Origin of the sequence: Kitasatospora sp. NPDC127060 (assembly GCF_042724935.1) — a bacterium.
GTDB lineage: Bacteria > Actinomycetota > Actinomycetes > Streptomycetales > Streptomycetaceae > Kitasatospora.
In genome coordinates this window covers 27,988-53,248 of sequence record NZ_JBHXEG010000067.1, presented here as the reverse complement: position 1 = coordinate 53,248, position 25,261 = coordinate 27,988, and the positions used below count along the sequence as shown (strand labels likewise).

Sequence of the window (25,261 nt, the reverse complement as noted above, 5' to 3'; positions counted from 1 at the left end):
CCCGTACGGGTGACCGGCCTCGCTGCCGGGCGCCTGCGGTGCTGTGGCCCCGCTCCGGTGGGAGCGGGCCGTTCACCGGCCCCGAGACCGCGTCGTGCGCGGCTGAGTCCGCTGCCGTGCCCCCGAGTAGGACGGCTGCGATGACGGCAGGGAGTTCGGCCCCGCCGACAGCGGGGCTGGACCGCCTCCGGTCGGGGTCAGCTTTCGGCGAGGATGTGGGACAGCTCCCGGTCGAGGTCGAAGTGACGGTGTTCGGTGCCGGGGGGCACCGCGGCGTCCGTCCGCTTGAGGAACGACTCAAGCGCCCGGGCCGGGGCCTCCAGCAGGGCTTCTCCTTCCGGAGAGCTCAGTGCGATGCAGACCACCCCTTGCCCGTGGCTGCGGGACGGCCACACCCGGACGTCGCCGGTACCGGTGGGTCGGTGCAGCCCCTCCGCGAGGAGATCTCGGGCGAACACCCACTCCACGGTCTCGTCGGCGCCCGTGTGGAACGTGGCGTGCACGGCGTAGGGGTCGGCGGTGTCGTAGCGCAGGCCCGCGGGGACGGGCAGTGAGGACTCGCTGGACACGATGAGGCGCAGGTGCAGCTCGCAGCTGACCGTGGTGTTCATAAGCGCCATGGCCTTTCGCTCAGTGTGCGCTCGGGGATTCGCACGTCGGCGAACGGACCATCCCACCCCCAAGACCGATGTAAACCCCTCTGTCCCGATTCGGGCGCGAGTCGTACCCCTTACGGCGCATTGCGGAATCGTCATGGAGTACCCGCCCGGGGCATTACCGGCGGTTCTTCTCGATGCGGTTTCCGGGGTGACGTGTACGGGGTCGTGCGGTCGGCCCGCGGGAGGGGTCGGGCGGGCCGGGAACAGGGGGGCGGGTGGTGCGGCCGGGCTCGACGAGTCGTGCGCGCGGGCGGGGCCGGTGGAGCGGTGGGGGCCGGGGCTGGACCGTACGGGCCGGTCCCTGGCGCCCTGGGGCCGGGGGAGAGGCGGGCGGGTGGGCGGGGTGTTCGGAGCACCCTCCGGGATGCGGTAATGTTTTCCCTGCACCCGGGCGATTAGCTCAGCGGGAGAGCACTTCGTTCACACCGAAGGGGTCACTGGTTCGATCCCAGTATCGCCCACCGGAATGCATTGTGATATGTGAGGCCCAGTCGATTATCGACTGGGCCTCACGTGTATTTCCGGAATCCATCCGGGGTAACGGCGGCAAATCCGTCTGAGGCTCAGTCATCTTCCGTCCGGAGCGGGAGATCTGTGGATGTGTCGGCCGTACTCCGGAAGACCGAGTTGTACGACTGCCCCCGAATGGTGCTACAGTTCTTCTCGTTGCCCGGGCGATTAGCTCAGCGGGAGAGCACTTCGTTCACACCGAAGGGGTCACTGGTTCGATCCCAGTATCGCCCACCGGACAGCACGCAGGCCCTGACCAGGAAACCGGTCAGGGCCTGCGGCGCGTTCGGGGCCGACTACGCGGCGGCCTCGCAACCGTGCTCGGGCTCCAGTCGTCGGCCGCAGACGCACCGGGCCGGGCGCAGCGGCCAGGAGAGGTCCACCCGCTCCGGCGTGCCCGAGCGGTCGAACCAGGCCTGCAGGCCCCGCGCCTGCGCCGCGTGCCAGCTCGCCTGCCGCAGGTGCAGCTCCGCCGCCGTCAGCCCGCCGAGCGCCGCCGGGTAGCGGGCACCTATTCGCCGGATCAGGGACAGCGCCGCCGTCGCGTCCGCCGCCGCGTCGTGCGCCCCGGCGAGGTCCACGCCGTAGTGGGCGCACAGGTCGGTCAGCGTCCGGCGGCCCTTGCGGTAGCGGTCCACGTGCTTGTCCAGCACCCGAGGATCCAGCACCACGAGCCCGGCGCCGTCCAGCCCGGAGCTCAGTGCCAGTCCGTGATGGCGGCGCAACTCCCGGTCCAGCAGCGTCAGATCGTAGGGGGCGTTCATCACCACCACGGGTCGGCCGGCCCGTGCCTGCGCCGCCAGGGCGCGGGTGACCTCCGCCACCACCGTGCGGGCCGGGCGGCCGTGCGTCCGGACCTGCTCGTCGGTGATGCCGTGCACCGCGCGGGCGCCGTCCGGGATCGGCACGCCCGGATCGGCGAGCCAGGTGGTGGTCTGAGCCGGTGTGCCCGGGGCGAGTTGGACGACCAGGGCGGCGGAGACGATCCGGTCGGACTCCACGTCCACGCCGGTGGTCTCGGTGTCGAAGGAGGCGAGTGGGCCGGTGTACCAGTGCTGCTGCATGACTGCCCCTCAGGCGTGCGTTCCGCGCCCTGGTGATACCCGGTTCTGACGCCCGCTCAACCCGTTTGGCCCAGTCCCGACCGGGGATCCTGCCCAAGGGCGCTCCGTCCGAATCCGGACGGCCCGGAGCCGGGGGAGGCCACGGGGCGATGGCACTGACACAGCCGCAGCCCGATGGGTCGGCGGCCGCACTCAGGGGGAACCTCGCGGTCACCGCCTGCATGGAGACGCTGCAGGTCGGCTATCTGCACGCGGTCGCCGCGGCGGCCGGCTGCTCGCTCTCCCAGCCGTTCCCGGACAACGGCATCGACTGGCAGGTCAGCCACGGCTCCCGGGCGCACGAGGTGGACGACGAGGTCACCATCAAGATCCAGCTCAAGGCGACCCAGCAGATCGCACCCGATCCGGCCGGGCCGTTCTTCAGCTTCACCCTGGACAACGACCACCTGCGCAAGCTCGCCCGCGCCCGGGTCGCCGTCCCGCGCATCCTGGTCGTGATGCTGCTGCCGCGCGGGGTCGACCAGTGGCTCCTGGCCCGCCCGGACGCCCTCGAACTGCGGCACTGCTGCTACTGGGTCAACCTGGCCGGTCACCCCGTCACCGGGCAGCGGCGCACCAACGTCCGGGTGCCCACCGACAAGGTCTTCGACGACCGCGCGCTCTGCGACATCATGGCCCGGGTCGGCGCGGGCGAGAGCCCGTGACCGCCCGGCCCCGGCAGCGAGGAAGCACGCCCATGACCCTGCCGCACGGACCGCAGGACCCGGCCCGGGCCCTGCCCGACCCGGCCACCGTCGACCCCGCGGTGCTCGCCACCCTGCTCGCCCGGCATGGCTGGATCCGGCGCGGCGGCCCCGCCGCCCGGTACGGCCGCTGGACCCCGCCGGACGGCGAACCAGGCACCAGTCTCCTCATCCCCACCGCGGACGGCTTCGACGACGCCGTCGAACTCCTCACCGACGCCGTCACCGCGCTCTCCCGCTCCCGCACCCCCTCCGCCCGGTCGATCCTGCTCGCCCTCGCCGTCCCCGGCGACGAGCTGTGCTGGCGCCGCGAACTGCCCGGCCCCGCCGAGGCCGCCCCCTGGGACGACGCCGAGCGGCTCCAGCGGGCGGCACGCGCGATGCTCGCCGCGGGGGCCAAGGCCGGCCGGACCACCGCCGCCTACTTCGGCGCCCGGCTGGACGGCCTGGCCGGGGACTACCTGGACCGCGTCATGGTCGTCGAGCAGGGGGCCGTCGAACAGGGCGCCGCCCTCACCGCCTACACCCCCGCCCCCGAGGGCCGGAGCGCCGTCACCACCCTGGTCCGCGCGCTGGAGGCGCTGCGCGACGCGGTCGACTACCGCCGGGTCAGCGGCGGGCCCGAGGCCCTGGAGAACGCCGTCCGCTCCGGGGTCAGCCGGGAACTCGTCCAGTCCGTCGAGGACCTGGTGCGCGGCGCGACCGCCGCCCGGCTCACCGTCGCCTGGTCGCCGGCCGCCGGGACCCCGGGCGGCTTCGGCGACCGCCGGATCGAGCTCGACTTCTCGCCCGGTGACCTCCCCGCCCTGGCCGAGGCCGCCGACCTGCTGGAACGGCTCGAACCCGCCGTCGACGTCACCGTGGTCGGCGTGGTGGTCCGGCTCAAGCGAGCCGACCCGGCCGGACCGGGCGCGGTACGGCTGCGGGTGCTCGGCGGCGCCGACGTCCGCGAACTCAAGGCGCGCCTGGCCGACCCCGATTACCGGCTCGCCGTCGAGGCCCACCTCTCCGGTGTCCCGGTCCGGGTCTCCGGCCGGCTGGAGCGGCGCGACGGTTTCCGCCGACTGACCCGGGCCCACGGCCTGGAGCTGTGCGGCTGGGCGGAGGGCGACCGCGAGCGGCTGCTCAAGGGGCTGCAGGACGGGGGAGGGCAGGCGTAGCGGACGCAGGTGAGCGGCGCGGGTGGCGCTCTCGGTACCATCGTCACGCGCAGCGCAGTGTTGCGTCCTCTGAATCCAGCACGTCAGGAGAGACCGGTGACGGACGTCCGGGTAATCATCAGCCGCGAACCCGATCGGGAAGAGCGCGTGGTGACGACGGGCACTACGGCCGCCGAGCTCTTCGCCGACGACCGCTCGATCATCGCCGCCCGGGTCGGCGGCCAGCTCAAGGACCTCGCCTACGCCGTCCAGGACGGCGACGAGGTCGAGCCGGTCGCGATCGACAGCAAGGACGGCCTGGACATCCTGCGCCACTCCACCGCGCACGTCATGGCCCAGGCCGTGCAGCAGCTCTACCCCGAGGCCAAGCTCGGCATCGGCCCGCCGGTCAAGGACGGCTTCTACTACGACTTCGACGTCGAGAAGCCCTTCCACCCCGATGACCTCAAGGCCATCGAGAAGAAGATGCAGGAGATCATCAAGCGCGGGCAGAAGTTCTCCCGCCGCGTGGTCACCGACGAGTCCGCCCGCGAGGAACTGGCCGCCGAGCCGTACAAGCTCGAGCTGATCGGCCTCAAGGGCTCCGCCGCCACCGCCGGCGAGGGCGCCGACGTCGAGGTCGGCGCCGGCGAACTCACCATCTACGACAACCTGGACGCCAAGAGCGGCGAGCAGTGCTGGGGCGACCTCTGCCGCGGCCCGCACCTGCCCAGCACCCGGCACATCCCGGCGTTCAAGCTGATGCGCAACGCGGCCGCCTACTGGCGCGGCAGCGAGAAGAACCCGATGCTGCAGCGCATCTACGGCACCGCCTGGCCGACCAAGGACGAGCTCAAGGCCCACCTCGACTTCCTCGTCGAGGCCGAGAAGCGCGACCACCGCAAGCTCGGCAACGAGCTCGACCTCTTCTCCATCCCCGAGGAGATCGGTTCCGGCCTCGCCGTCTTCCATCCCAAGGGCGGCATCATCCGCCGCGCGATGGAGGACTACTCGCGCAAGCGGCACGAGGAAGAGGGCTACGAGTTCGTCTACACCCCGCACGCCACCAAGGGGAAGCTCTTCGAGAAGAGCGGCCACCTCGACTGGTACGCGGACGGCATGTACCCGCCCATGCAGCTCGACGAGGGCGTGGACTACTACCTCAAGCCGATGAACTGCCCGATGCACAACCTGATCTTCGACGCGCGCGGCCGCTCGTACCGTGAACTGCCGCTGCGCCTCTTCGAGTTCGGGACGGTGTACCGCTACGAGAAGTCCGGCGTGGTGCACGGCCTGACCCGTGCCCGCGGCTTCACGCAGGACGACGCCCACATCTACTGCACCCGCGAGCAGATGGCGGAGGAGCTCGACTCCACGCTGACCTTCGTGCTCAACCTGCTTCGCGACTACGGTCTGACCGACTTCTACCTGGAGCTGTCGACCAAGGACCCGGTCAAGTACGTCGGCAGCGACGAGACCTGGGAGGAGGCCACTCGCGTCCTGGCGAGCGTGGCCGAGAAGCAGGGACTGCCGCTGGTGCCGGACCCGGGCGGCGCGGCCTTCTACGGCCCGAAGATCTCGGTGCAGGCGAAGGACGCCATCGGCCGTACCTGGCAGATGTCGACCATCCAGCTCGACTTCAACCTGCCCGAGCGCTTCGACCTGGAGTACACCGCGGCGGACGGCTCGCGTCAGCGGCCGGTCATGATCCACCGCGCGCTGTTCGGCTCGATCGAGCGGTTCTTCGCGGTGCTGCTGGAGCACTACGCCGGCGCCATGCCGCCGTGGCTGGCCCCGGTCACCGTGACCGGCATCCCGATCACCGACGAGCACGTGCCGTACCTGCTGGAGGTCGCGGCCGAGCTCAAGAAGCACGGGATCCGGGTCGAGGTGGACACCTCGGACGACCGGATGCAGAAGAAGATCAGGAACGCGCAGAAGACCAAGGTCCCGTTCATGCTGATCGCCGGCAACGACGACGTCGAGGCGGGCGCGGTGTCGTTCCGCTACCGCAACGGCGAGCAGAAGAACGGCGTTCCGGTCGCGGACGCCGTCCAGGAGATCGTGGACGCGGTGAAGAACCGCATCCAGGTGTGACGCCGTAGGCGGACCAGCACGCGCGGGGCAGGCTCTTGATGAGTCTGCCCCGCGCGGCTCTGCAAGCACCGTCGGGCGAATATGCTGATCAGCATGACGACTGAGCCGGAACTGCAGCGGGGTGTCGGTGAGCCGGACGGCTTCCGCCGCCTGTGGACCCCCCATCGGATGGCGTACATCCAGGGTGAGAACAAGCCCACTGGCCCGGCTCCGGACGACGGTTGTCCCTTCTGCTCGATCCCTTCGCTGAGCGACGAGGAGGGGCTGGTCATCGCCCGGGGGAGCGCCGTGTTCGCGGTGCTGAACCTCTACCCGTACAACGGCGGGCACCTGATGGTGGTCCCGTACCGGCACGTGGCCGACTACACCGACCTCGACGAGGCGGAGACGGTCGAGCTGGCCGACTTCACCAAGCGGGCGATGACCGCGCTGCGCGCGGCCTCGGGGGCGCACGGGTTCAACATCGGGATGAACCAGGGCACGGCGGCCGGGGCCGGGATCGCGGCGCACCTGCACCAGCACGTGGTACCGCGCTGGGGCGGCGACACCAACTTCATGCCGGTGGTCGGCCACACCAAGGTGCTGCCGCAGCTGCTGGCGGACACCCGCAAGATGCTGGCCGAGGTCTGGCCGCAGGGCTGAGCGGCCCGGGCGTACGCGAAAGGGGCCTGGCCACCGAACTCGTCGGTGGCCAGGCCCCTTTCGCGTACGTTCCGGTCAGCCGGCGTTGAACTCGTCGACCTTGTACGGGCGGCTGCCCTGCGCCTCGGACTTGATGATCGAGGTGCGGGTCTTGAAGAAGCGGTCGGCGTCGAGGTCGTGCTCCTGGAGGAACTCCAGGGTGGCGGCGTGGACCGCACTGAGCACCGGAACGGAGGCGTTCATCGCGTTGTCGACCATGGAGCGGTTGTTCCAGGCGGTGCCGACCCAGGAGTGCCGCAGTCCGAAGGGCTCGGGCAGCCCGAGGCCGCCGCCGAGCCAGCCGAGCAGGCCGGGCATCTTGTGGAAGGGGGCGCGGACGGCCTGGCGGACGACTTCGTCGTTGTCGATCAGGGGGAGCGTGACGGTGCGCTCCTCCCAGAACTTCACCGACTTGGGGATCTTCTTCTCCTTGTCCTTGGGCTTGTCGAAGAAGACGCCCTTGACCGGGCCGAGCGCGTAGCCGGCCACCGCGATGTTCAGCACGTTGGCGAGCAGGGTCACCGTGACGGTGAAGGTGATGACCAGCTTGCCGTCGTGGGTGATGAACTGGGTGGCCAGGTAGTGCCGGGGGCCGCCGGGGAAGGTCTGCTTGTCGGCGAGGCTCTGCACGGCGAAGTCGCGCATCCGCTCGCCGTCCATGTCGGCACCGCCGGGGCGGCTGATCTCGTCGGCGCCCTCGCTGATGTCGAAGACCGCCCACTGCTTGATGGCGACATTGGGGATGCCGCTGTTGGCGACGTGGCTGACGCCGAGGCCCTTGAGGTGGGCGGAGATCCGGCGGACCAGGTCCCAGGGGTGGAAGGCGCGGAAGTCGGCGTGGCCCTCGGCGGGGTGGAGGGTGTCGGCCAGGCGCCACTCGCCCCAGCGGCGGCCGGCGCCGAGGATGCCCTTCGGGCCGGCGTAGTGGTGGACGTTGGTCTCCTGCTCGGCGTCCAGCCGGCTGAGCCGGTCGCGCAGTTCGTTGGCCTTCTTGTCCAGGTCGTCACGGGGGACGGCCTTGGCGACGCTGGCGGCGACGGTGCTGCCCTCGACCAGGTTCTGCCAGCGGGTGCGGAGGTCCTTGGCGGAGCGCTCGACGATCCGGCGGGCGAGGTACCAGCCGAGGACCGGGGCGAGCATGGTGATCCGCAGGTAGATGCCCAGGACGCCCGCCGCCGGGGGGCGCAGCAGCAGGAAGCCGGCCAGGACGGCGGCCGCGATGAGGGCGAGGGCACCGTAGGTGTCGGCGCCGCGGGCGTTGTCGCGCTTGAGCCAGGCGCGCAGTTGGAAGGCGCCGAGCCAGACCAGGGTGCCGGGGAGGAAGAGCAGGCCGGTGACGACGGTGACGGTGCTGAGCTGCCGGTCGCGGGCGTGCCGCAGTTCCTCGGCGGCCAGGCAGTGTTCGACGACCTGGCGGGTGTCGACGCCGAAGGACGGGACGAGGGGTTTGCGGTCGCCGCCGAGGGCACGGGAGATCAGCGCCTTGCTGAAGGCCTCGCCGAGGTTGGGACGGAAGAGCGCGAAGCGGCCCTTCTTCGCCGTGACGTCGGTGACGTCCGTGACGAACTTGTCGATCTCGCCGTCGCGGTAGGCGGCCGAGGAGAGTGCCTGGGTGACGGCGGTCTGCGGGCCGGCGTCGGTCCGGGGTATCTGCGCACCCGGGGTCATGTCGAGTGTGGCCACGGTGGCGTCTGCTCCTCCCCTTGTCAGCGGCAGGTTACCGTGCCGTGGCACCCCTGCGCGGATGATCGTCTGAAGTACCGTCACGAACCGGTGCGTTCCGGCCGCACCAGGGCTTGAGAGGCATGATGCCCAGCTTCGGCGGGGTCGATGCCCGCACGGGCCGACGGTGTCAGGTGGGGCAGGATGGAGGGTGGAGTCGATGAAGGGGGTTGTCGTGAAGGATCCGGTGCTGGTCTTCGACGGGGACTGCGCGTTCTGTTCGTCCTGTGTGCGCTGGGGGGAGAGGTTCCTGCGGCAGACCCTGGCCTCGGGTGGCTGGGAGTCGGTGCCGTTCCAGTTCGCGGACCTGCCGGCGCTGGACGCGGTGGCGGGCGGCCTGGGTGAGGTCTCGGCGGAGCGGGCCGAGCGCGAGGTGCTGTGGGTGACCCCGGCGGGCCGGGTGTACGGGGGCGCGCAGGCGGTGGCGCGGCTGTTGCTGCGCACCGGGGGCGCGTGGGCGTACCTGGGCGCGGTGTTGACCTTGGCGCCGGTGCGACCGGTGGCGGCCGTGGTGTACCGCTGGGTGTCGCGCAACCGGCACCGGATGCCGGGGGGCACGGCGGCGTGTGCGCTGCCGAACCGGAAGCCCGCCCCGTCGGTGTAGCGGCCGGGCGCTGCACCGACGGGGCGGTCGGTCGGTGTGGCGGTCAGCCGGTGTAGCGCTCGGCCAGGGCGGTGGGCATCGGTTCGTGGCGCAGGTAGGCGCGGGAGAACTCGGCGGTGCCGTGGGTGAGCGAGCGCAGGTCGACCGGGTAGCGGACGAGTTCGAGTTCGGGGACCTCGGCGCGCAGCAGGGTCAGGCCCTGGCCGCCGACCTCGGTGCCGAGGACGTGGCCGCGGCGGGCCGAGAGGTCGCCGAGGACGGCGCCGAGGTAGTCGTCGGGCAGCAGGACGCTGACGGCGGCGACCGGTTCGAGGAGCCGGATGACGGCGTGCTCGGCGGCGTCGCGCAGGGCGAGCGCGGCGGCGTTCTGGAAGGCGGCGTCGGAGGAGTCGACGGAGTGCGCCTTGCCGTCGGTGAGGGTGACCCGGACGTCGACGAGCGGGAAGCCGGTGGCGACGCCCTTGGCGAGCTGGGCGCGCACGCCCTTCTCCACGGAGGGGATGAAGTGCTTGGGGACGGCGCCGCCGACGACGTGCTCCTGGAACTCGAAACCGGAGCCGGCCGGGAGGGGCTCGACCTCGAGGTCGCAGATGGCGTACTGGCCGTGGCCGCCGGACTGTTTGACGAGGCGCCCGTGGCCGGCAGCGGCGCTGCCGAAGGTCTCGCGCAGGGCGACCTTGGGTTCGACGGTGTCGACGTGGACGCCGTGGCGGGTGCGCAGCCGTTCGAGGACGACCTCGGCGTGGGCCTCGCCGGTGCACCAGAGGACGAGCTGGTGGGTGTCCGGGTTCTGTTCGAGCCGTAGCGCCGGGTCCTCGGCGGTGAGCCGGGTGAGGGCCTGGGAGAGCTTGTCGTCGTCGGCCTTGCTGTGGGCTTCGACGGCGATCGGCAACAGGGGCTCGGGCAGGGTCCAGCCGTCGAGTTCGACGGGGTGGCCGGGGTCGTGGACGGTGTCGCCGGCCCGGGCGGTGGTGAGTTTGGCCGCGCAGACGAGGTCGCCGGCGACGGCGTGCGGGACGGGCCGCTGGAGCTTGCCGAAGGGGCTGGTGAGGCCGGTGACGCGTTCGTCGCCGTTCTGGTCGGCGGTGTGGGCGGGGCCGACCAGGTGGATCCGGCTGTCGGGGCGCAGGGTGCCGGCGTACAGGCGCAGCAGGCTGATCCGGCCGACGTAGGCGTCGCCGGTGACGCGGACGACCTGGGCGGCGAGCGGGGCGTCGGGGTCGCAGTCGGGGGCCGGGCGGGTGCGTTCGGTGGGGTTCGGGAAGGTGTGGGCGATCAGGTCGAGGAGTTCGGCGGCGCCGAGGCCGTTGTCGCTGGTGGGGACGGCGGGGTGGAGGGCGCAGGCGAGGACTTCGCGGCGCAGGCCGGCTTCGAGGGCGTCGGTGTCGAGGGGGTCGCCGGAGAGGTAGCGCTCCATGAGGGTGTCGTCCTGGCCGGAGATGGCCTCGACGAGGCTGTCGTGGGCGGGGCCGGTGTCGGGCAGCGGAGTGGCCTCGCCGTAGGTGTCGCCGGTGAGGAGGTCGACGCTGCCGTCGGGGTGCCCGTCGTGGAGGACGGGCAGGAAGAGTGGGCGCAGGGTGTCCGGCCCGAGTTCGAAGGCGTCGTGGCAGCTGGTGAGGATGTCGTCGAAGCCGGTGCGGGCGAGGTCGAGCTTGGCGACTGCGATGGCGCGTGGGATGCCCTCGGCGGCGCACTCGCGCCAGAGCGCGCGGGTGGGGGCGGTGACCGGGTCGGTGGCGGAGACGACGAAGACGGCGGCGTCGGCGGCGTGCAGGGCGGCGCGCAGGTCGGCGGCGAAGTCGGGATGGCCGGGCGGGTCGATCAGGTTGATCTTGACGCCCTTCCACTCGAGCGGGAGCAGCGAGAGCTGGACGGAGCGCTGCTGCTGGTGCTCGATGGACTCGTGGTCGGAGACGGTGGTGCCGTCCGTGACGCGTCCTGCGCGGCCGGTGGCGCCGGCGGCGAGGGCCAGGGATTCCGCGAGGGTGGTCTTGCCCACACCGCTGGAGCCGATGAGGACGACGTTGCGCAGGTCCTGCGGGCCGGTGACGGCGGGTGCCTGGCCGGCTCGGCCGGTGCTGCGGTCGGGCATCGGGGTCTCCTCCCGTGGCGCCGAGGCTGTCCTTGGCAGTCTAGGCGTGCTGCGCGGATCAGGCTGGGCGAGGCTGCGGCGTTGGGGTGCGTGCATCGCAAGGCGGAGGAGGGAGGCGATGCGGAGCACCGGGCGACCGACGACGACGCGGCGGGTGCGTGCCCCGGCGCCGCGGGCCCCGGGATGATCCGCGCAGCACGCCCGTGGTCGGGGCGTGCCGGGCGCCTGTCGTGCGGGCGGCCGGTGACCGTACGTGTGGGGGGCGTTGCCGGGATGCCCGTGCGGCGGTGCGTGCGACGGAGGGTGTCCCGGGCGTGGCTACGATGGGTGCGCCGGGCGTGCTCATTCGTCCGGCCGTCTGCCGCGCCTACTGCGCCAGGCGGGTACCCGGGAGAATCGGAGCGGCTGGGAAGGCCATGCTCAACAAATACGCGCGTGCCTTCTTCACACGTGTTCTGACCCCGTTCGCCGCGTTCCTGATCCGGCTGGGCGTGAGCCCGGACGCCGTGACGCTGATCGGTACCGCCGGTTCGGTGGCCGGTGCGCTGGTGTTCTTCCCGCGTGGGGAGTTCTTCTGGGGCACCATCACGATCACGCTGTTCATCTTCTCGGACCTGGTGGACGGGAACATGGCCCGGCAGCTGGGCCGGACCAGCAAGTGGGGGGCCTTCCTGGACTCCACGCTGGACCGGGTCGCGGACGCGGCGATCTTCGGCGGCCTGGCGATGTGGTACGCGGGCAAGGGTGACAACAACCTGCTGTGCGCGGTCGCGATCTTCTGCCTGGCCAGCGGTCTGGTGGTGTCGTACACCAAGGCGCGGGCGGAGAGCCAGGGACTGCCGTGCGACGTGTCCGGGCTGGTGGAACGGGCCGAGCGGCTGGTGATCAGCCTGGTCGCGGCCGGGGTGGCCGGCCTGCACACGTTCGGGGTGCCGTACGTGGAGTGGCTGCTGCCGGTGGCGCTGTGGCTGGTGGCGGCCGGCAGCCTGGTGACGGTGTTCCAGCGGATGCTGACCGTGCGCCGAGAGGCGTTCGAGGCCGACCGAGCGGCGGCCGGGAGCTGATGGGGGGCGTCCTGCGGTGAAGGACCGACTGGTGTACTGGGCCTACGCGCTGGGATGGGCGGTGCTGAAGCACCTGCCGGAGCCGGTGGCGCGGTGGCTGTTCGACCGGCTGGCGGACTACGCCTGGCGGCGTCGCGGTCCGCGGGTGCGGCAGTTGGAGGCGAACCTGCGCCGGGTCCGTCCGGGGCTGCACGAGGCGGCGCTGCGGCGGCTGTCGCGGGCCGGGATGCGCTCGTACCTGCGGTACTGGATGGAGTCCTTCCGGCTGCCGGTGTGGAGCCGGGAGAGGGTTCTGCGGGACGTCCGGATCGACGGCGTCGAGCATCTGAAGGAGTCGCTGGAGTCCGGGCGGGGCGTGGTGGTGGCACTGCCGCACATGGGGAACTGGGACCTGGCGGGCACCTGGATAGCGCACCTGGGTCACCCGTTCACCACGGTCGCCGAGCGGCTGAAGCCGGAGCGGCTGTTCGACCGGTTCGTCGAGTTCCGGGAGGGCCAGGGCATGGAGGTCCTGGCGCTGACCGGTGGCGGGGTGAACGTGATCGGTACGCTGGCGCGGCGGCTGCGCGCGGGCAAGCTGGTCTGCCTGGTGGGGGACCGGGACCTCTCGGAGGCGGGCATCGAGGTGTCCTTCTTCGGCGAGGTGACCCGGATGCCGGCCGGGCCGGCGGCACTGTGCCAGCGCACCGGCGCGGCGCTGCTGCCGGCGACGCTCTGGTACGACGGCCCGGTGCTGCGCGGGACCATCCACCCGGAGGTGCCGGTGCCGGAGGAGGGCGACCGCAAGGCGCGGACGCTGGCGATGACCCAGGCCCTGGCGGACGTGTGGGAGCGCGGGATCAGCGAGCACCCGCAGGACTGGCACATGCTGCAGAAGTTCTGGCTGGCCGACCTGCCGTCGCGTGAGACGGTGGGGGGCGGCCGCGCCGCGGCGCGCCCCGGGGCGGCGCCGGAGCCGGCGGCCGAGGCCTCCGGGGCCTGAGCCCGGCCCGGAGCACCTGAGTCCGGCCCGGAGCACCGCACGACCTTCCGAAGGAGCTTGAGGAACCCGTGAAGATCGGCATCGTCTGCCCGTACGACTGGGACGTCCCCGGCGGGGTGCAGTTCCACATCCGGGACCTCGCCGAGCACCTGATCGGCCTGGGGCACGAGGTGTCGGTGCTGGCGCCGGCCGAGGACGACGAGGCGCTGCCGCCGTACGTGGTCTCGGCCGGGCGGGCGGTGGCGGTGCCGTACAACGGGTCGGTGGCGCGGCTGAGCTTCGGCATCCTGTCGGCGGCCCGGGTGCGGCGGTGGCTGCGCGAGGGGCGCTTCGACATCCTGCACGTGCACGAGCCGGCCTCGCCGAGTCTGTCGATGCTGGCCGCGTGGTCGGCCACCGGGCCGATGGTGGGCACCTTCCACACCTCGAACCCGCGCTCGCGGGCGATGATCGCGGCCTCGCCGATCCTCCAGCCGGGGCTGGAGAAGATGCGGGCCCGGATCGCGGTGTCGGAGTACGCCCGGCGGACCCTGGTGGAGCACCTGGGCGGGGACGCGGTGGTGATCCCGAACGGCGTGGACGTCGGGTTCTTCGCGGACGCCGAGCCGGACGAGCGCTGGACCGGCGGCGCGGCGGCGGGGGAGCCGGGCACGATCGGCTTCATCGGCCGGATCAACGAGCCGCGCAAGGGCCTGCCGACGCTGCTGGCGGCGATGCCGCGGATCCTGGCCGAGCGGCCGGGGGTGCGGCTGCTGGTCGCGGGCAAGGGCGACGAGGAGGAGGCCGTGGCCGGCCTGGCACCCGAGGTCCGCGAGCGGGTGGAGTTCCTCGGCATGGTCTCGGACCGGGAGAAGGCCCGGCTGCTGCGCAGCGTGGACCTGTACGTGGCGCCGAACACCGGCGGGGAGAGCTTCGGGATCATCCTGGTCGAGGCGATGTCGGCGGGCGCCCCGGTGCTGGCCAGCGACCTGGACGCGTTCAAGCAGGTGCTGGACGGCGGGGACGCCGGGGAGCTGTTCCCGGTGGAGGACGCGGACGCGCTGGCCCGTACCGCGCTGCGACTGCTGGGGGATCCGGGGCGGCTGGAGGAGCTGCGCAAGGCGGCCTCGCGGCACGTGCGGCGGTTCGACTGGTCGACGGTCGGGGCGGACATCCTGGCGGTGTACGAGACGGTGACGGCCGGGGCGGCGGCGGCGGTCGAGGAGGACGAGCGCAGCACTCCGAGCCGGAGGACCCGCCGCTGACGACAGCGAGGAGCGACCGGCCAGGTCCTGAGCGCCGGGGGCTTCCGCGGGGCCGGGCGTCGGTGGGGTTAGGGTCGGGCCGACCGCACCACCGACACCCGTGGGGGAACGATGCCGCAGATCTCCGTCGACTACTCGTCCAGCCTGGCCGGGACCTTCGACCGCCGGGAGCTGGGCCTGGCGATCAACCGGCTGGCGGAGGAGACGATCGACGCGAAGCCGGAGTCCTGCAAGACGGTGTTCCGGCAGAGCGAGGAACTGGTGGTCGGCACCACCGGGGTGGTGGGTGACGCCCAGGTGTACGTCGAGTTCCAGATGTTCCCGGGCCGTACGCCGGAGGCGAAGGCGGCGCTGAGCGAGGGCGTGGTGGCGCTGCTGGCGCAGCACGTCCGGCCGCTGCCGGGGACCAGGCTGTTCACCGCGGTGAACATCGCGGACATCGACCGGGGCAGCTACCGCAACGGGACCGTACGGGGCTGACACCGGGCGGGGCGGCCGGTGACACCCGGTAACGTAGCGGCCCGTGACTACCTGGATCTGGGCCGGCGTGGCCGTGGTGCTGTTCGGCATGTACCTGAGTTGGACGGCCGGCCGCTTGGACCGGCTGCACGCCCGGATCGACGCCGCGCGGGCGGCGCTGGACGCGCAGCTGGTCCGCCGGGCCTCGGTGGCGATGGAGCTGGCGACGTCCTCGCTACTGGATCCGGCCACTTCACTACTGCTTCTGGACGCGGCGCACGCGGCCCGGCAGGCCGAGGACGAGCAGCGCGAGGTGGCGGAGAGTCAGCTGAGCCTGGCGCTGCGGGCGGTGTTCGAGGAGCCGGAGCAGGTGGCCGCGCTGGTGGCCGAGCCGGGGGGCGAGGAGGCGGTTCGTGATCTGACGGCCGCCGTGCGGCGGGTGCCGATGGCCCGTCGGTTCCACAACGACGCGGTGCGGGCGGCCCGGGCGGTGCGGGAGCACCGGCTGGTGCGGTACTTCCGGTTGGCGGGCAAGGCGCCGTTCCCGATGGCCTTCGAGATGGACGATGCTCCGCCGCCCGCTCTTACGCCGGAGGGAGCACCTGCTTAGGCTGTCCCCGGATACGGCCCGAATGTCGCATCCCGTCGTCCGGGCTGGACTTGGTGGCGCATGGTTGGCCCACCCGTTCCGCCTACCATAGGGCGATAGCACTGGTTCATCTTCGAGTGAGGTCTCACGTGTCCACCACCCCCACCACCGCAGACCAGCCGCAGATCGGTACCGCCCGGGTCAAGCGCGGCATGGCCGAGCAGCTCAAGGGCGGTGTGATCATGGACGTGGTCAACGCCGAGCAGGCCAAGATCGCCGAGGACGCCGGCGCGGTGGCCGTCATGGCCCTGGAGCGGGTTCCGGCCGACATCCGCAAGGACGGCGGCGTGGCCCGCATGTCCGACCCGAACATGATCGAGGAGATCATCGAGGCGGTCTCCATCCCGGTGATGGCCAAGTCCCGGATCGGCCACTTCGTCGAGGCCCAGGTGCTGCAGTCGCTGGGTGTCGACTACATCGACGAGTCCGAGGTGCTGACCCCGGCCGACGAGGTCAACCACTCGGACAAGTTCGCCTTCACCACCCCGTTCGTCTGCGGCGCCACCAACCTGGGCGAGGCCCTGCGCCGCATCGCCGAGGGTGCGGCCATGATCCGCTCGAAGGGTGAGGCCGGCACCGGCAACGTCGTCGAGGCCGTCCGCCACCTGCGCCAGATCAAGAACGAGATCGCCAAGCTGCGCGGCTTCGACAACAACGAGTTGTACGCCGCCGCCAAGGAGCTGCGCGCCCCGTACGAGCTGGTCAAGGAGGTCGCCGAGCTCGGCAAGCTGCCGGTCGTGCTGTTCTCCGCCGGTGGCGTGGCCACCCCGGCCGACGCCGCGCTGATGCGCCAGCTGGGCGCCGAGGGCGTCTTCGTCGGCTCCGGCATCTTCAAGTCGGGTGACCCGGCCAAGCGCGCCGCCGCCATCGTGAAGGCCACCACCTTCTTCGACGACCCGAAGATCATCGCGGACGCCTCCCGCAACCTGGGCGAGGCCATGGTCGGCATCAACTGCGACACCCTGCCGGAGACCGAGCGCTACGCCAACCGCGGCTGGTAGTCGCCCCTCTCCGAGCCGGCCCGCCGCAGCGCTTCGGTGTGCGGCGGGCCGTGCCGCGTCCTTCCGTAGGTAACGATCGATTGAGGTTGAAGACCGTGAGCACTCCAGTCATCGGTGTCCTCGCCCTGCAGGGCGACGTCCGCGAGCACCTGGTGGCGCTGGCCGAAGCCGACGCGCTCGCCCGTCCGGTGCGTCGTGCCGAGGAGCTGGCCGAGGTCGACGCGCTGGTGATCCCCGGCGGGGAGTCCACCACCATGTCCAAGCTGGCGCTGCTGTTCGGCGTGATGGAGCCGGTGCGCGAGCGGGTCGCCGCCGGCATGCCGGTGTACGGCACCTGCGCGGGCATGATCATGCTGGCCGACAAGATCCTCGACGGCCGGGAGGACCAGGAGGCCGTCGGCGGCATCGACATGACGGTGCGCCGCAACGCCTTCGGCCGCCAGAACGAGTCCTTCGAGTCCGGCATCGCCTTCAAGGGCCTGGACGACGCCCCGGTGCACGGCGTGTTCATCCGCGCCCCCTGGGTCGAGGCGGTCGGCACGGGCGTCGAGGTGCTGGCCGAGCTGCCCGGCGCGGACGGCCCGGAGAGCCGGATCGTGGCCGTGCGCCAGGGCAACCTGCTGGCCACCTCGTTCCACCCGGAGCTCACCGGCGACCACCGGGTGCACGCCTACTTCGTGAAGATGGTCGAGGAGCACCTCGCCACCCGGTAGGCCCCGGCGTAGCCGTGTGCGCCCCACCGGTGACGACACCGGTAAGATCTCATCTGTTCATTTCCATTGGCGACGTAAAGGAGCTGGCGATGTCCGGCCACTCTAAGTGGGCTACCACCAAGCACAAGAAGGCCGTGATCGACGCCAAGCGCGGCAAGCTCTTCGCCAAGATGATCAAGAACATCGAGGTGGCGGCGAGGACCGGCGGGCCCGACCCGGCGGGCAACCCGACCCTCTACGACGCCATCCAGAAGGCGAAGAAGAGCTCGGTCCCGATCGACAACATCAACCGCGCCGTCAAGCGCGGTGGCGGTCTGGAGGCCGGCGGCGCCGACTACCAGACCATCATGTACGAGGGCTACGGCCCGAACGGTGTCGCCGTCCTGATCGAGTGCCTCACCGACAACCGCAACCGCGCGGCCTCCGACGTGCGCGTCGCGATGACCCGCAACGGCGGCTCGATGGCCGACCCGGGCTCGGTGTCGTACCTGTTCAACCGCAAGGGCGTCGTGGTCGTCCCCAAGGCTGACGGCGTGGACGAGGACAAGCTGTTCGAGGTCGTCCTCGACCAGGAGCCCGAGGAGATCAACGACCTCGGCGACTCCTTCGAGATCGTCTCCGAGGCCTCCAAGATGGTCGCCGTGCGCACCGCGCTGGTGGACGCCGGCGTCGACTACGACTCGGCCGAGGCCAACTTCCTCCCGAGCATGCAGGTCGAGCTGGACGTCGACGGCGCCCGCAAGATCCTCAAGCTGATCGACGCGCTGGAGGACAGCGACGACGTGCAGAACGTCTTCGCCAACTTCGACATCTCCGACGAGGTCGGTGCGCAGCTCGACGCCGAGTAACGGTCCCCGGTGATCGTTCTCACTGCCCGGCCCGGTGGTCCCAGGACCGCCGGGCCGGTGTCGTCGGCGGGATTGTCGGACCCGGACGGTAGCCTTCGCAGGTCCTCGCCGTAAGTGGCGGGGCACCGGGGCGAGTGGCGGTGGCGGGTCGCAGAGAGGCGGGGCGTGACGTGCGGGTGCTGGGTGTGGACCCGGGGCTGACCAGGTGCGGGGTCGGCGTGGTCGAGGGTGCGCCGGGCCGGCCGCTGCGGATGGCGGGGGTGGGCGTGGTGCGCACACCGGCCGACGCCGAGATCGGGCAACGGCTGCTGCTGGTAGAGCAGGGCCTGGAGGCCTGGCTGGACGAGCACCGGCCCGACCTGGTCGCGGTCGAGCGGGTCTTCGCCCAGCACAACGTCCGTACCGTGATGGGCACCGCCCAGGCGAGCGCGGTCGCGATGCTCTGCGCCACCCGGCGCGGCATCCCGGTCACCCTGCACACGCCCAGTGAGGTCAAGGCCGCCGTCACCGGCTCCGGCCGGGCGGACAAGGCGCAGGTCACGGCCATGGTGCAGCGTCTGCTGCGGCTGGACGCCCCGCCCAAGCCGGCTGACGCCGCCGACGCGCTGGCGCTGGCCATCTGCCACATCTGGCGCGGCGGGACGACCAACCGGCTGCAGGCCGCGGCGCAGGCCGCCGCCCAGGCCGCCCGCTCCACGGCCCCGAGGGGCTCCTTCTCCGTGAAAGGCAGTAGTCGGTGATCGCCTTCGTGCAAGGGCCGGTGGCGGCCATCTCCTCCGGTGTCGCGGTGGTCGAGGTCGGCGGGGTCGGCATGGCCGTCCAGTGCACCCCGAACACCCTGGCCGGCCTGCGGCTGGGCGAGCCGGCCCGGCTGGCGACCTCGCTGGTGGTCCGGGAGGACTCGCTGACCCTGTTCGGCTTCGCGGACGACGACGAGCGGTCGGTGTTCGAGATCCTCCAGGCCGCGCCGGGCGTCGGCCCCAAGCTGGCCCAGGCGATCCTCGGCGTGCACAGCCCCGACGCGCTGCGCGCCGCGGTGGCCGGCGGGGACGAGAAGGCGCTGGTCGCGGTGCCCGGCATCGGCAAGGCGAAGGCGGCCAAGCTGCTACTGGAGTACAAGGACAAGTTGGGCGCCCCGCACGGCGCGGTGCCCGCGCAGAAGCCGATCGCGAGCGGTCCGGCGCCGTGGAGCGAGCAGCTCCACTCGGCGCTGACCGGCCTCGGCTACGCCCCGCGTGAGGCGGACGAGGCGGTCGCGGCCGTCGCCCCGGAGGCGGAGGCGCAGCAGACCACGGACGTCGGCGCACTGCTGCGGCTCGCCCTGCGCGGCCTCAACCGGGCCCGCTGAATCCACCTGACGACCTGCCCGTTTGTCGACATCGTCGACGCCGCCGACACCCTCGGCAGCGCCGACGCCATCGACAGCATCGACGCCATCGACACCATCGACACCATCGACACCATCGACACCGGAGACTCTGGAGCCCGCGAGGATGTACGACTCGGAACCCGCCGACCGGCTGGTCACGGCCGCCGCCGACGGCGAGGACCAGGCGGTCGAGGCCGCGCTGCGCCCCAAGCTGCTGGACGAGTTCATCGGCCAGGAGCGGGTGCGCGAGCAGTTGTCCCTGGTGCTCCAGGCAGCCCGCAAGCGCGGCAGCGCGCCGGACCACGTGCTGCTGAGCGGGCCGCCCGGGCTGGGCAAGACCACCCTGTCCATGATCATCGCCGCCGAGCTGGGCGCCCCGATCCGGATCACCTCCGGCCCGGCCATCCAGCACGCGGGGGACCTCGCGGCGATCCTCTCCTCGCTCACCGAGGGTGAGGTGCTCTTCCTCGACGAGATCCACCGGATGTCCCGGCCGGCCGAGGAGATGCTCTACATGGCGATGGAGGACTTCCGGGTCGACGTGATCGTCGGCAAGGGCCCGGGGGCCACCGCCATCCCGCTGGAGCTGCCGCCCTTCACCCTGGTCGGCGCCACCACCCGGGCCGGGCTGCTGCCGCCGCCGTTGCGCGACCGCTTCGGCTTCACCGGGCACATGGAGTTCTACGCCCCGGCCGAGCTGCAGAAGGTGGTGCACCGCTCGGCCGCGCTGCTGGACGTGGAGATAGACCCGGCCGGCGCGGCCGAGATCGCGGGGCGCTCGCGGGGCACCCCGCGCATCGCCAACCGGCTGCTGCGCCGGGTCCGCGACTACGCGCAGGTCCGCCACGACGGGGTGGTCACCGTCGGGATCGCCGCCCAGGCGCTGGACGTCTACGAGGTGGACGCCCGCGGTCTGGACCGGTTGGACCGCGCGGTGCTGGACGCGCTGCTGCGGCTGTTCGGCGGCGGTCCGGTCGGTTTGTCGACACTGGCGGTCGCGGTGGGGGAGGAGTCCGAGACGGTCGAGGAGGTGGCCGAGCCGTTCCTGGTCCGGGAGGGGCTGCTGGCCCGCACCCCGCGCGGGCGGATCGCCACCGCCGCCGCCTGGCAGCACCTCGGGATGACCCCACCGGTCCAGACCACTCGAGGCAGTGTGCCGCCCCAGCCGGAGCTGTTCCCGCCGGACGCGGGTTGACCGCTCTCGGCTGAACGGGTGAGAGGCGGCGGCCGTTCCCGGCCCCTCCCGGCGCTGTGCCCCTTGGAGGAGGCGGGGGAGAAGTCCGGGGAATCCGTGCAGGCGGAGGGTCGCCACTTTCGGCGGCAGGATGCGATGCTTGGCGTTGTCCGATCAGTTCGGGGTCGCCTAGACTCCGCCGGACCGCCCCTCTCACCTGACGGGCCGACCCATACCACACAGGCCGCCGGCCGGCGGCCCGTAAAGGACCCTGGCTGCAGTGAACCTCATCATCCTTCTCCTCCCGATCATCGCGATCGTGCTCATGTTCCGGTCGCAGAAGAAGCGCCAGGCGCAGACTCAGCAGATGCAGTCCGCGCTGGAGCCCGGGGCGGGGGTGCGCACCATCGGCGGCCTGTACGCCCAGGTGAAGGCGGTCAACGACGAGACCGTTGAGCTGGAGATCGCGCCTGGCGTGATCACCCACTTCACGAAGAGCGCCATCGCGGCCGTCCTGGACCCCCAGGAGTACGACGCGATCATCAACGGTCGCCCCGCCGACGACGAGCTGTCCGAGCCGGAGGCCGAGGACGCCGACGCCGCGCCGGTCGAGGACAAGCCGCTGACGCTCACCAAGGACAGCGCCGAGAAGGGCGATGTCGAGGGCGGGGCTCCCGCGAGCAAGTAGTACGGCCGGGTAATCCGCCCGGCCGCGCGGCACACTGCCGCGAGCCCACAGGACCTCAGGGCCGCGCACCCGCCATGCCCCCGTCCCGCCACGAGCCGGACGGGGGTCCGGTCGGGAAAGTGGCATGGACAGGGAGAAACGAGCAAGGTGGCAACACCCAAGTCGCGCCCGCGCGACGGCTACCCAGGGCGGGCGCTGGCCCTCATCCTGGTCGTCACCGTCGGACTGGTCGCCCTCATGTTCGGGACGGGCAGCACCAAGCCCCGGCTCGGTATCGACCTCGCCGGCGGCACCAGCATCACGCTGACCGCGAAGTCGAAGGACCCCAAGGCGATCAACAAGTCCAGCATGGACATCGCCGTCGGGATCATCGAGCGCCGCGTCAACGGTATGGGTGTCTCCGAGGCGGAGGTCCAGACCCAGGGCTCGGACACGATCATCGTGAACATCCCCAAGGGCGGCGACAAGCAGAACGCGGCGGACCAGGTCGGTACCACCGCCAAGCTGTTCTTCCGTCCGGTCCTGGCCGTGGCGCCCAGCGGTGTGACCCCGCCCGCGCCCACCGGCTCCCCGTCCGCCGGCGCCTCGGGCACCCCGAACGCCGCTCCGTCGGGCAGTGCCACCGCCTCCGCCGGTGCGAGCCACGCGCCCACCGCCTCCGCCAGCGCGAGCGCCACCAAGCAGGGCCGCTCCGTCGGTGAGGCGCTGGCCGCCGAGGGCTCCAGCCCGAGCCCCGCCGCCACCGGCGTCAGCGGCAGCCCGTCCGCCGCCGGCTCGGCCGCCCCGTCGGCCTCCGGCGCGCCGAGCGCCCAGCCCACCCAGCCGAGCGCCGCCGACCTGACCGCGGCGATGACCCAGGGCACCGTCCCGCCGGAGCTGCAGGCCGCGTTCGCCGCCCTCGACTGCACCAAGCCGGACGCCCGCGCGGCCCAGACCGCTGCCGACGACAAGGCGATGGTCGCCTGCTCGCAGAAGCCCGCGAAGGGCGGCTACTACGAGAAGCTGGCCCTCGGCCCCGTCGCGGTGAAGGGCTCGGACATCTCCAAGGCCCAGCCCAGCCTCGACACCCAGACCGGTGCCGGCTGGCAGGTCCAGCTGCAGTTCAACGGCACCGGCACCGACGCCTTCACCAAGATCACCACCCAGCTGGCCGCCCAGACCCCGCCGACCAACCAGTTCGCCATCGTGCTGGACAACCAGGTCGTCTCGCACCCGCAGGTCAACGGTGCGATCCCGGGCGGTAGCGCGGTCATCACCGGCCAGTTCACCCAGCCCGAGGCGCAGGACCTCTCCAACGTGCTGAGCTACGGCGCGCTGCCGCTGGAGTTCCAGAAGGGCGACATCACCACCGTCTCCCCGGCGCTGGGCAGCGACCAGCTGAAGGCCGGCCTGGTCGCCGGCGCGATCGGCATGCTGCTGGTGGTCGCCTACTCGCTGGTCTACTACCGCGGCCTCGGCCTGGTCTCGATCGCCGGTCTGATCGTCTCGGCGATCCTGACCTACTCGCTGATGAGCCTGCTCGGCAACGCGATCGGTTTCGCGCTGAACCTGCCGGCGGTCTGCGGTGCGATCGTCGCGATCGGTATCACCGCCGACTCCTTCATCGTGTACTTCGAGCGCATCCGCGACGAGGTCCGCGAGGGCGCCCCGCTGCGCCCGGCGGTCCAGCGGGCCTGGCCGCGGGCCCGGCGCACCATCCTGGTCTCGGACTTCGTGTCCTTCCTCTGCGCCGCGGTGCTCTACGTGGTCTCGGTCGGCAAGGTCCAGGGCTTCGCGTTCACCCTGGGCCTGACCACCGCGCTGGACGTCGTGGTGATCTTCCTGTTCACCAAGCCGCTGATCACGCTGCTGGCCCGCCGGAAGTTCTTCTCCGACGGCCACCCGTGGTCCGGTGTGGACCCGAAGCGGCTGGGCGCCCGCCCGCCGCTGCGCAGCAGCCGTCGTCGCAACCCCTCCTCTGCCGCCGTGAAGGAGGCCTGACACCGTGTCGCGCTTCTCCAATCTGGGCCACCGGCTCTACCAGGGCGAGGTCAGCTTCGACTTCGTCGGGCGCCGCAAGCTCTGGTACTCCATCTCCGGCGTGATCGTGCTGGTCGCGGCGATCGGTCTGGCCATGGGCCTGCACCTGGGCATCGAGTTCAAGGGCGGCTCGGTCTACACCGTGACCAAGCCGGGCCTGACGGTCTCGCAGGCGCAGGACACCGCCGACGGGATCGTCTCCTCGCACCCGCTGGTGCAGTCGACGGACAACAACAAGATCCGCATCCAGGTCAGCACCGACGAGCAGAAGAGCTCGGACGAGATCCGCTCGCAGCTCTCGCAGAAGCTCGGCGTGCCGCTGGACACCGTCGAGGCCCAGGTGATCGGCCCCAGCTGGGGCAAGCAGATCTCCAACAAGGCGCTCACCGGCCTGGTCGTCTTCATGGTCCTGGTGACGGTCTACCTGGCGATCGCCTTCGAGTGGCGGATGGCACTGGCCGCCCTGGTCGCGCTGATCCACGACCTCCTGATCACCATCGGTGTCTACGCCCTGGTCGGCTTCGAGGTCACCCCCGGCACGGTGATCGGCTTCCTGACGATCCTCGGGTACTCGCTCTACGACACGGTCGTCGTCTTCGACACCGTGAAGGAGAACGCCAAGGGGCTCACCAAGCAGAACAAGCTCACCTACAGCGAGGCGGCCAACGCGGGCCTCAACCAGACCCTGGTGCGCTCGCTCAACACCACCGTGGTGGCGCTGCTGCCGGTCGCCGCGCTGCTGTTCATCGGTGGCGGCCTGCTGGGCGCCGGCACCCTGAACGACATCTCGCTCGCGCTGTTCATCGGCCTCGCGGCCGGTGCCTACTCCTCGATCTGCGTCGCCACCCCGCTGCTGGCGCAGCTCAAGGAGGAGCAGCCGGAGATGAAGGCGCTGCGCAAGCGCGTCCTGCAGCACCGGGCCGCGGCCGCCAAGGCTGAGGCCTCGGGCGAGGCGGCGACGGACGCGGCCGTGGAGAACGACCAGCCTGCGGGTATGGTCGGTCAGCGCGGTCGCGCGGCCGGCACCCCGCGTGCCAAGGGCCGTCCGTCCACCAAGCGCTGATCCGAACCCGACCCTGAGGACAGAACCGTGACCACCGCCGACATCGCACTGGCCGAGCTGCTGAACAGCCGGATCCGGGACGTCCCGGACTACCCGAAGCCGGGTGTGCTGTTCAAGGACATCGCGCCGCTGCTCGCCGACGCCGAGGCCTTCGGCGCCCTCACCAGGGCGCTGGCCGACCGGGCGCAGGTGCTCGGGGCGACCAAGGTGGTGGGCCTGGAGGCGCGCGGCTTCGTGCTGGCGGCTCCGGCGGCCTTCGCGGCCGGGCTCGGCTTCGTGCCGATCCGCAAGCAGGGCAAGCTGCCCGGCGAGGTGTTCCGGCGCTCGTACGAGCTGGAGTACGGCTCGGCGACGCTGGAGGTGCAGTGCGACGCCTTCGCGCCCGGTGAGCGGGTGCTGGTGGTGGACGACGTGCTGGCCACCGGTGGCACCATCGGGGCCTCGCTGGACCTGGTGAAGGAGGCGGGCGCCGAGCTGGCGGGCGTCGTGGTGCTGATGGAGCTGGGTTTCCTGGACGGCCGCGAGCGGTTGGCCGGGCACCTGGGCGACGCTCCGCTGGAGACGCTGGTCACGGTCTGAAGCGCATGACGGAAGGGCGGCGGGCGGGTCATCCGACCCCCGCCCAAACCCATACCGGCCCGGCCCGCTGTACCGCGGGCCGCCCCGCGCGGTACCCA

At 71.8% G+C, this 25,261-nt stretch carries 24 protein-coding genes and 2 tRNA genes; 22 read left to right on the top strand and 4 right to left on the bottom strand.

Going from position 1 to position 25,261, the window contains the following annotated elements; genetic code table 11:
• Positions 1-197: 197 nt before the first annotated feature.
• Positions 198-611 (bottom strand): SsgA family sporulation/cell division regulator, encoded by a 414-nt coding sequence (locus ACFWIS_RS30095; protein ID WP_030056266.1) that lies wholly within the window; start codon positions 609-611, stop codon positions 198-200.
• A 437-nt stretch (positions 612-1,048) separates the two neighbouring features.
• Between ACFWIS_RS30095 and ACFWIS_RS30090 the strand changes: the two genes are divergently transcribed.
• Both ACFWIS_RS30090 and ACFWIS_RS30085 read left to right on the top strand, forming a co-directional pair.
• Positions 1,049-1,120: transfer RNA gene (locus tag ACFWIS_RS30090), tRNA-Val, on the top strand.
• A 211-nt stretch (positions 1,121-1,331) separates the two neighbouring features.
• Positions 1,332-1,403, top strand: a tRNA-Val gene (locus tag ACFWIS_RS30085).
• Positions 1,404-1,465: 62 nt separating this feature from the next.
• Here the strand turns inward: ACFWIS_RS30085 and ACFWIS_RS30080 are convergent.
• The gene (locus ACFWIS_RS30080) at positions 1,466-2,233 is read right to left on the bottom strand and encodes an exonuclease domain-containing protein (protein WP_380463869.1); all 768 of its coding nucleotides are present in this window, start codon (positions 2,231-2,233) and stop codon (positions 1,466-1,468) included.
• A 149-nt stretch (positions 2,234-2,382) separates the two neighbouring features.
• Here ACFWIS_RS30080 and ACFWIS_RS30075 point away from each other — a divergent pair, with 149 nt between their 5' ends.
• The 4 genes from ACFWIS_RS30075 (at position 2,383) to ACFWIS_RS30060 (ending at position 6,854) form a co-directional block, all read left to right on the top strand.
• Positions 2,383-2,937: a DUF4365 domain-containing protein gene (locus ACFWIS_RS30075; RefSeq protein WP_380463867.1), complete on the top strand. Its 555-nt coding sequence runs from the start codon at positions 2,383-2,385 to the stop codon at positions 2,935-2,937.
• A 32-nt stretch (positions 2,938-2,969) separates the two neighbouring features.
• Positions 2,970-4,136, top strand: a complete 1,167-nt coding sequence (locus ACFWIS_RS30070; RefSeq protein ID WP_380463865.1) for a hypothetical protein — start codon at positions 2,970-2,972, stop codon at positions 4,134-4,136.
• 96 nt (positions 4,137-4,232) lie between these two features.
• The gene (thrS, locus tag ACFWIS_RS30065) at positions 4,233-6,212 is read left to right on the top strand and encodes a threonine--tRNA ligase (protein ID WP_380463863.1); all 1,980 of its coding nucleotides are present in this window, start codon (positions 4,233-4,235) and stop codon (positions 6,210-6,212) included.
• Between the two features lie 81 nt (positions 6,213-6,293).
• A complete protein-coding gene (locus ACFWIS_RS30060) occupies positions 6,294-6,854 on the top strand; it encodes an HIT family protein (protein WP_380463861.1) in 561 nt (186 codons plus the stop codon).
• Between the two features lie 75 nt (positions 6,855-6,929).
• On the opposite strand, the gene ACFWIS_RS30055 is transcribed toward ACFWIS_RS30060, so the two are convergent.
• Complete coding sequence (locus ACFWIS_RS30055; RefSeq protein ID WP_380462571.1) at positions 6,930-8,576, bottom strand: hypothetical protein; 1,647 nt, start codon at positions 8,574-8,576, stop codon at positions 6,930-6,932.
• A 199-nt stretch (positions 8,577-8,775) separates the two neighbouring features.
• Between ACFWIS_RS30055 and ACFWIS_RS30050 the strand changes: the two genes are divergently transcribed.
• Positions 8,776-9,219: a thiol-disulfide oxidoreductase DCC family protein gene (locus ACFWIS_RS30050; protein WP_380462570.1), complete on the top strand. Its 444-nt coding sequence runs from the start codon at positions 8,776-8,778 to the stop codon at positions 9,217-9,219.
• Between the two features lie 43 nt (positions 9,220-9,262).
• Here the strand turns inward: ACFWIS_RS30050 and ACFWIS_RS30045 are convergent, their stop codons facing one another.
• Entirely contained in the window at positions 9,263-11,311 is a 2,049-nt protein-coding gene (locus tag ACFWIS_RS30045; RefSeq protein WP_380462569.1) for an elongation factor G-like protein EF-G2, read from the bottom strand.
• A 416-nt stretch (positions 11,312-11,727) separates the two neighbouring features.
• On the opposite strand from ACFWIS_RS30045, the gene pgsA reads away from it, so the two are divergent.
• The 15 genes from pgsA to ACFWIS_RS29970 all read left to right on the top strand — a co-directional run bounded on the left by pgsA (position 11,728) and on the right by ACFWIS_RS29970 (position 25,163).
• On the top strand, positions 11,728-12,375 hold the full coding sequence (gene pgsA / locus ACFWIS_RS30040) for a phosphatidylinositol phosphate synthase (protein WP_380462568.1): 648 nt from the start codon (positions 11,728-11,730) through the stop codon (positions 12,373-12,375).
• Between the two features lie 16 nt (positions 12,376-12,391).
• Positions 12,392-13,357 carry a phosphatidylinositol mannoside acyltransferase gene (locus ACFWIS_RS30035; RefSeq protein ID WP_380462567.1) on the top strand — a complete coding sequence of 322 codons (966 nt, stop codon included), beginning with the start codon at positions 12,392-12,394 and terminating at the stop codon, positions 13,355-13,357.
• Positions 13,358-13,425: 68 nt separating this feature from the next.
• Positions 13,426-14,601, top strand: a complete 1,176-nt coding sequence (locus ACFWIS_RS30030) for a glycosyltransferase family 4 protein (protein ID WP_380462566.1) — start codon at positions 13,426-13,428, stop codon at positions 14,599-14,601.
• A gap of 111 nt (positions 14,602-14,712) precedes the next feature.
• Entirely contained in the window at positions 14,713-15,081 is a 369-nt protein-coding gene (locus tag ACFWIS_RS30025; RefSeq protein WP_380462565.1) for a 5-carboxymethyl-2-hydroxymuconate Delta-isomerase, read from the top strand.
• An 88-nt stretch (positions 15,082-15,169) separates the two neighbouring features.
• Positions 15,170-15,670 carry a hypothetical protein gene (locus ACFWIS_RS30020; RefSeq protein WP_380462572.1) on the top strand — a complete coding sequence of 167 codons (501 nt, stop codon included), beginning with the start codon at positions 15,170-15,172 and terminating at the stop codon, positions 15,668-15,670.
• A 128-nt stretch (positions 15,671-15,798) separates the two neighbouring features.
• On the top strand, positions 15,799-16,710 hold the full coding sequence (gene pdxS / locus ACFWIS_RS30015) for a pyridoxal 5'-phosphate synthase lyase subunit PdxS (protein WP_380462564.1): 912 nt from the start codon (positions 15,799-15,801) through the stop codon (positions 16,708-16,710).
• Positions 16,711-16,805: 95 nt separating this feature from the next.
• Entirely contained in the window at positions 16,806-17,423 is a 618-nt protein-coding gene (gene pdxT / locus ACFWIS_RS30010; RefSeq protein ID WP_380462563.1) for a pyridoxal 5'-phosphate synthase glutaminase subunit PdxT, read from the top strand.
• Between the two features lie 89 nt (positions 17,424-17,512).
• Positions 17,513-18,271, top strand: a complete 759-nt coding sequence (locus ACFWIS_RS30005) for a YebC/PmpR family DNA-binding transcriptional regulator (protein WP_380462562.1) — start codon at positions 17,513-17,515, stop codon at positions 18,269-18,271.
• Positions 18,272-18,441: 170 nt separating this feature from the next.
• Complete coding sequence (gene ruvC, locus ACFWIS_RS30000; RefSeq protein ID WP_380462561.1) at positions 18,442-19,011, top strand: crossover junction endodeoxyribonuclease RuvC; 570 nt, start codon at positions 18,442-18,444, stop codon at positions 19,009-19,011.
• The gene (gene ruvA / locus ACFWIS_RS29995) at positions 19,008-19,619 is read left to right on the top strand and encodes a Holliday junction branch migration protein RuvA (RefSeq protein ID WP_380462560.1); all 612 of its coding nucleotides are present in this window, start codon (positions 19,008-19,010) and stop codon (positions 19,617-19,619) included. The genes ruvC and ruvA overlap by 4 nt, the downstream gene beginning before the upstream one ends.
• 145 nt (positions 19,620-19,764) lie before the next feature.
• Positions 19,765-20,835 (top strand): Holliday junction branch migration DNA helicase RuvB, encoded by a 1,071-nt coding sequence (gene ruvB / locus ACFWIS_RS29990; protein ID WP_380462559.1) that lies wholly within the window; start codon positions 19,765-19,767, stop codon positions 20,833-20,835.
• A gap of 259 nt (positions 20,836-21,094) precedes the next feature.
• Positions 21,095-21,502: a preprotein translocase subunit YajC gene (gene yajC / locus ACFWIS_RS29985; protein ID WP_380462558.1), complete on the top strand. Its 408-nt coding sequence runs from the start codon at positions 21,095-21,097 to the stop codon at positions 21,500-21,502.
• A 147-nt stretch (positions 21,503-21,649) separates the two neighbouring features.
• Positions 21,650-23,482, top strand: a complete 1,833-nt coding sequence (gene secD, locus ACFWIS_RS29980; RefSeq protein ID WP_380462557.1) for a protein translocase subunit SecD — start codon at positions 21,650-21,652, stop codon at positions 23,480-23,482.
• 4 nt (positions 23,483-23,486) lie between these two features.
• Positions 23,487-24,584 (top strand): protein translocase subunit SecF, encoded by a 1,098-nt coding sequence (gene secF / locus ACFWIS_RS29975; protein ID WP_380462556.1) that lies wholly within the window; start codon positions 23,487-23,489, stop codon positions 24,582-24,584.
• Positions 24,585-24,611: 27 nt separating this feature from the next.
• The gene (locus ACFWIS_RS29970; protein WP_380462555.1) at positions 24,612-25,163 is read left to right on the top strand and encodes an adenine phosphoribosyltransferase; all 552 of its coding nucleotides are present in this window, start codon (positions 24,612-24,614) and stop codon (positions 25,161-25,163) included.
• Positions 25,164-25,261: the final 98 nt, after the last annotated feature.

Bases quoted from the DNA above. Each gene is read 5' to 3' on its own strand.
- ACFWIS_RS30095 (WP_030056266.1), bottom strand. From the start codon at position 611: ATGAACACCACGGTCAGCTGCGAGCTGCACCTGCGCCTCATCGTGTCC.
- ACFWIS_RS30080 (WP_380463869.1), bottom strand. From the start codon at position 2,233: ATGCAGCAGCACTGGTACACCGGCCCACTCGCCTCCTTCGACACCGAG.
- ACFWIS_RS30075 (WP_380463867.1), top strand. From the start codon at position 2,383: ATGGCACTGACACAGCCGCAGCCCGATGGGTCGGCGGCCGCACTCAGG.
- ACFWIS_RS30070 (WP_380463865.1), top strand. From the start codon at position 2,970: ATGACCCTGCCGCACGGACCGCAGGACCCGGCCCGGGCCCTGCCCGAC.
- ACFWIS_RS30060 (WP_380463861.1), top strand. From the start codon at position 6,294: ATGCTGATCAGCATGACGACTGAGCCGGAACTGCAGCGGGGTGTCGGT.
- ACFWIS_RS30050 (WP_380462570.1), top strand. From the start codon at position 8,776: ATGAAGGGGGTTGTCGTGAAGGATCCGGTGCTGGTCTTCGACGGGGAC.
- ACFWIS_RS30045 (WP_380462569.1), bottom strand. From the start codon at position 11,311: ATGCCCGACCGCAGCACCGGCCGAGCCGGCCAGGCACCCGCCGTCACC.
- pgsA (WP_380462568.1), top strand. From the start codon at position 11,728: ATGCTCAACAAATACGCGCGTGCCTTCTTCACACGTGTTCTGACCCCG.
- ACFWIS_RS30025 (WP_380462565.1), top strand. From the start codon at position 14,713: ATGCCGCAGATCTCCGTCGACTACTCGTCCAGCCTGGCCGGGACCTTC.
- ACFWIS_RS30020 (WP_380462572.1), top strand. From the start codon at position 15,170: ATGTACCTGAGTTGGACGGCCGGCCGCTTGGACCGGCTGCACGCCCGG.
- ACFWIS_RS30005 (WP_380462562.1), top strand. From the start codon at position 17,513: ATGTCCGGCCACTCTAAGTGGGCTACCACCAAGCACAAGAAGGCCGTG.
- ruvB (WP_380462559.1), top strand. From the start codon at position 19,765: ATGTACGACTCGGAACCCGCCGACCGGCTGGTCACGGCCGCCGCCGAC.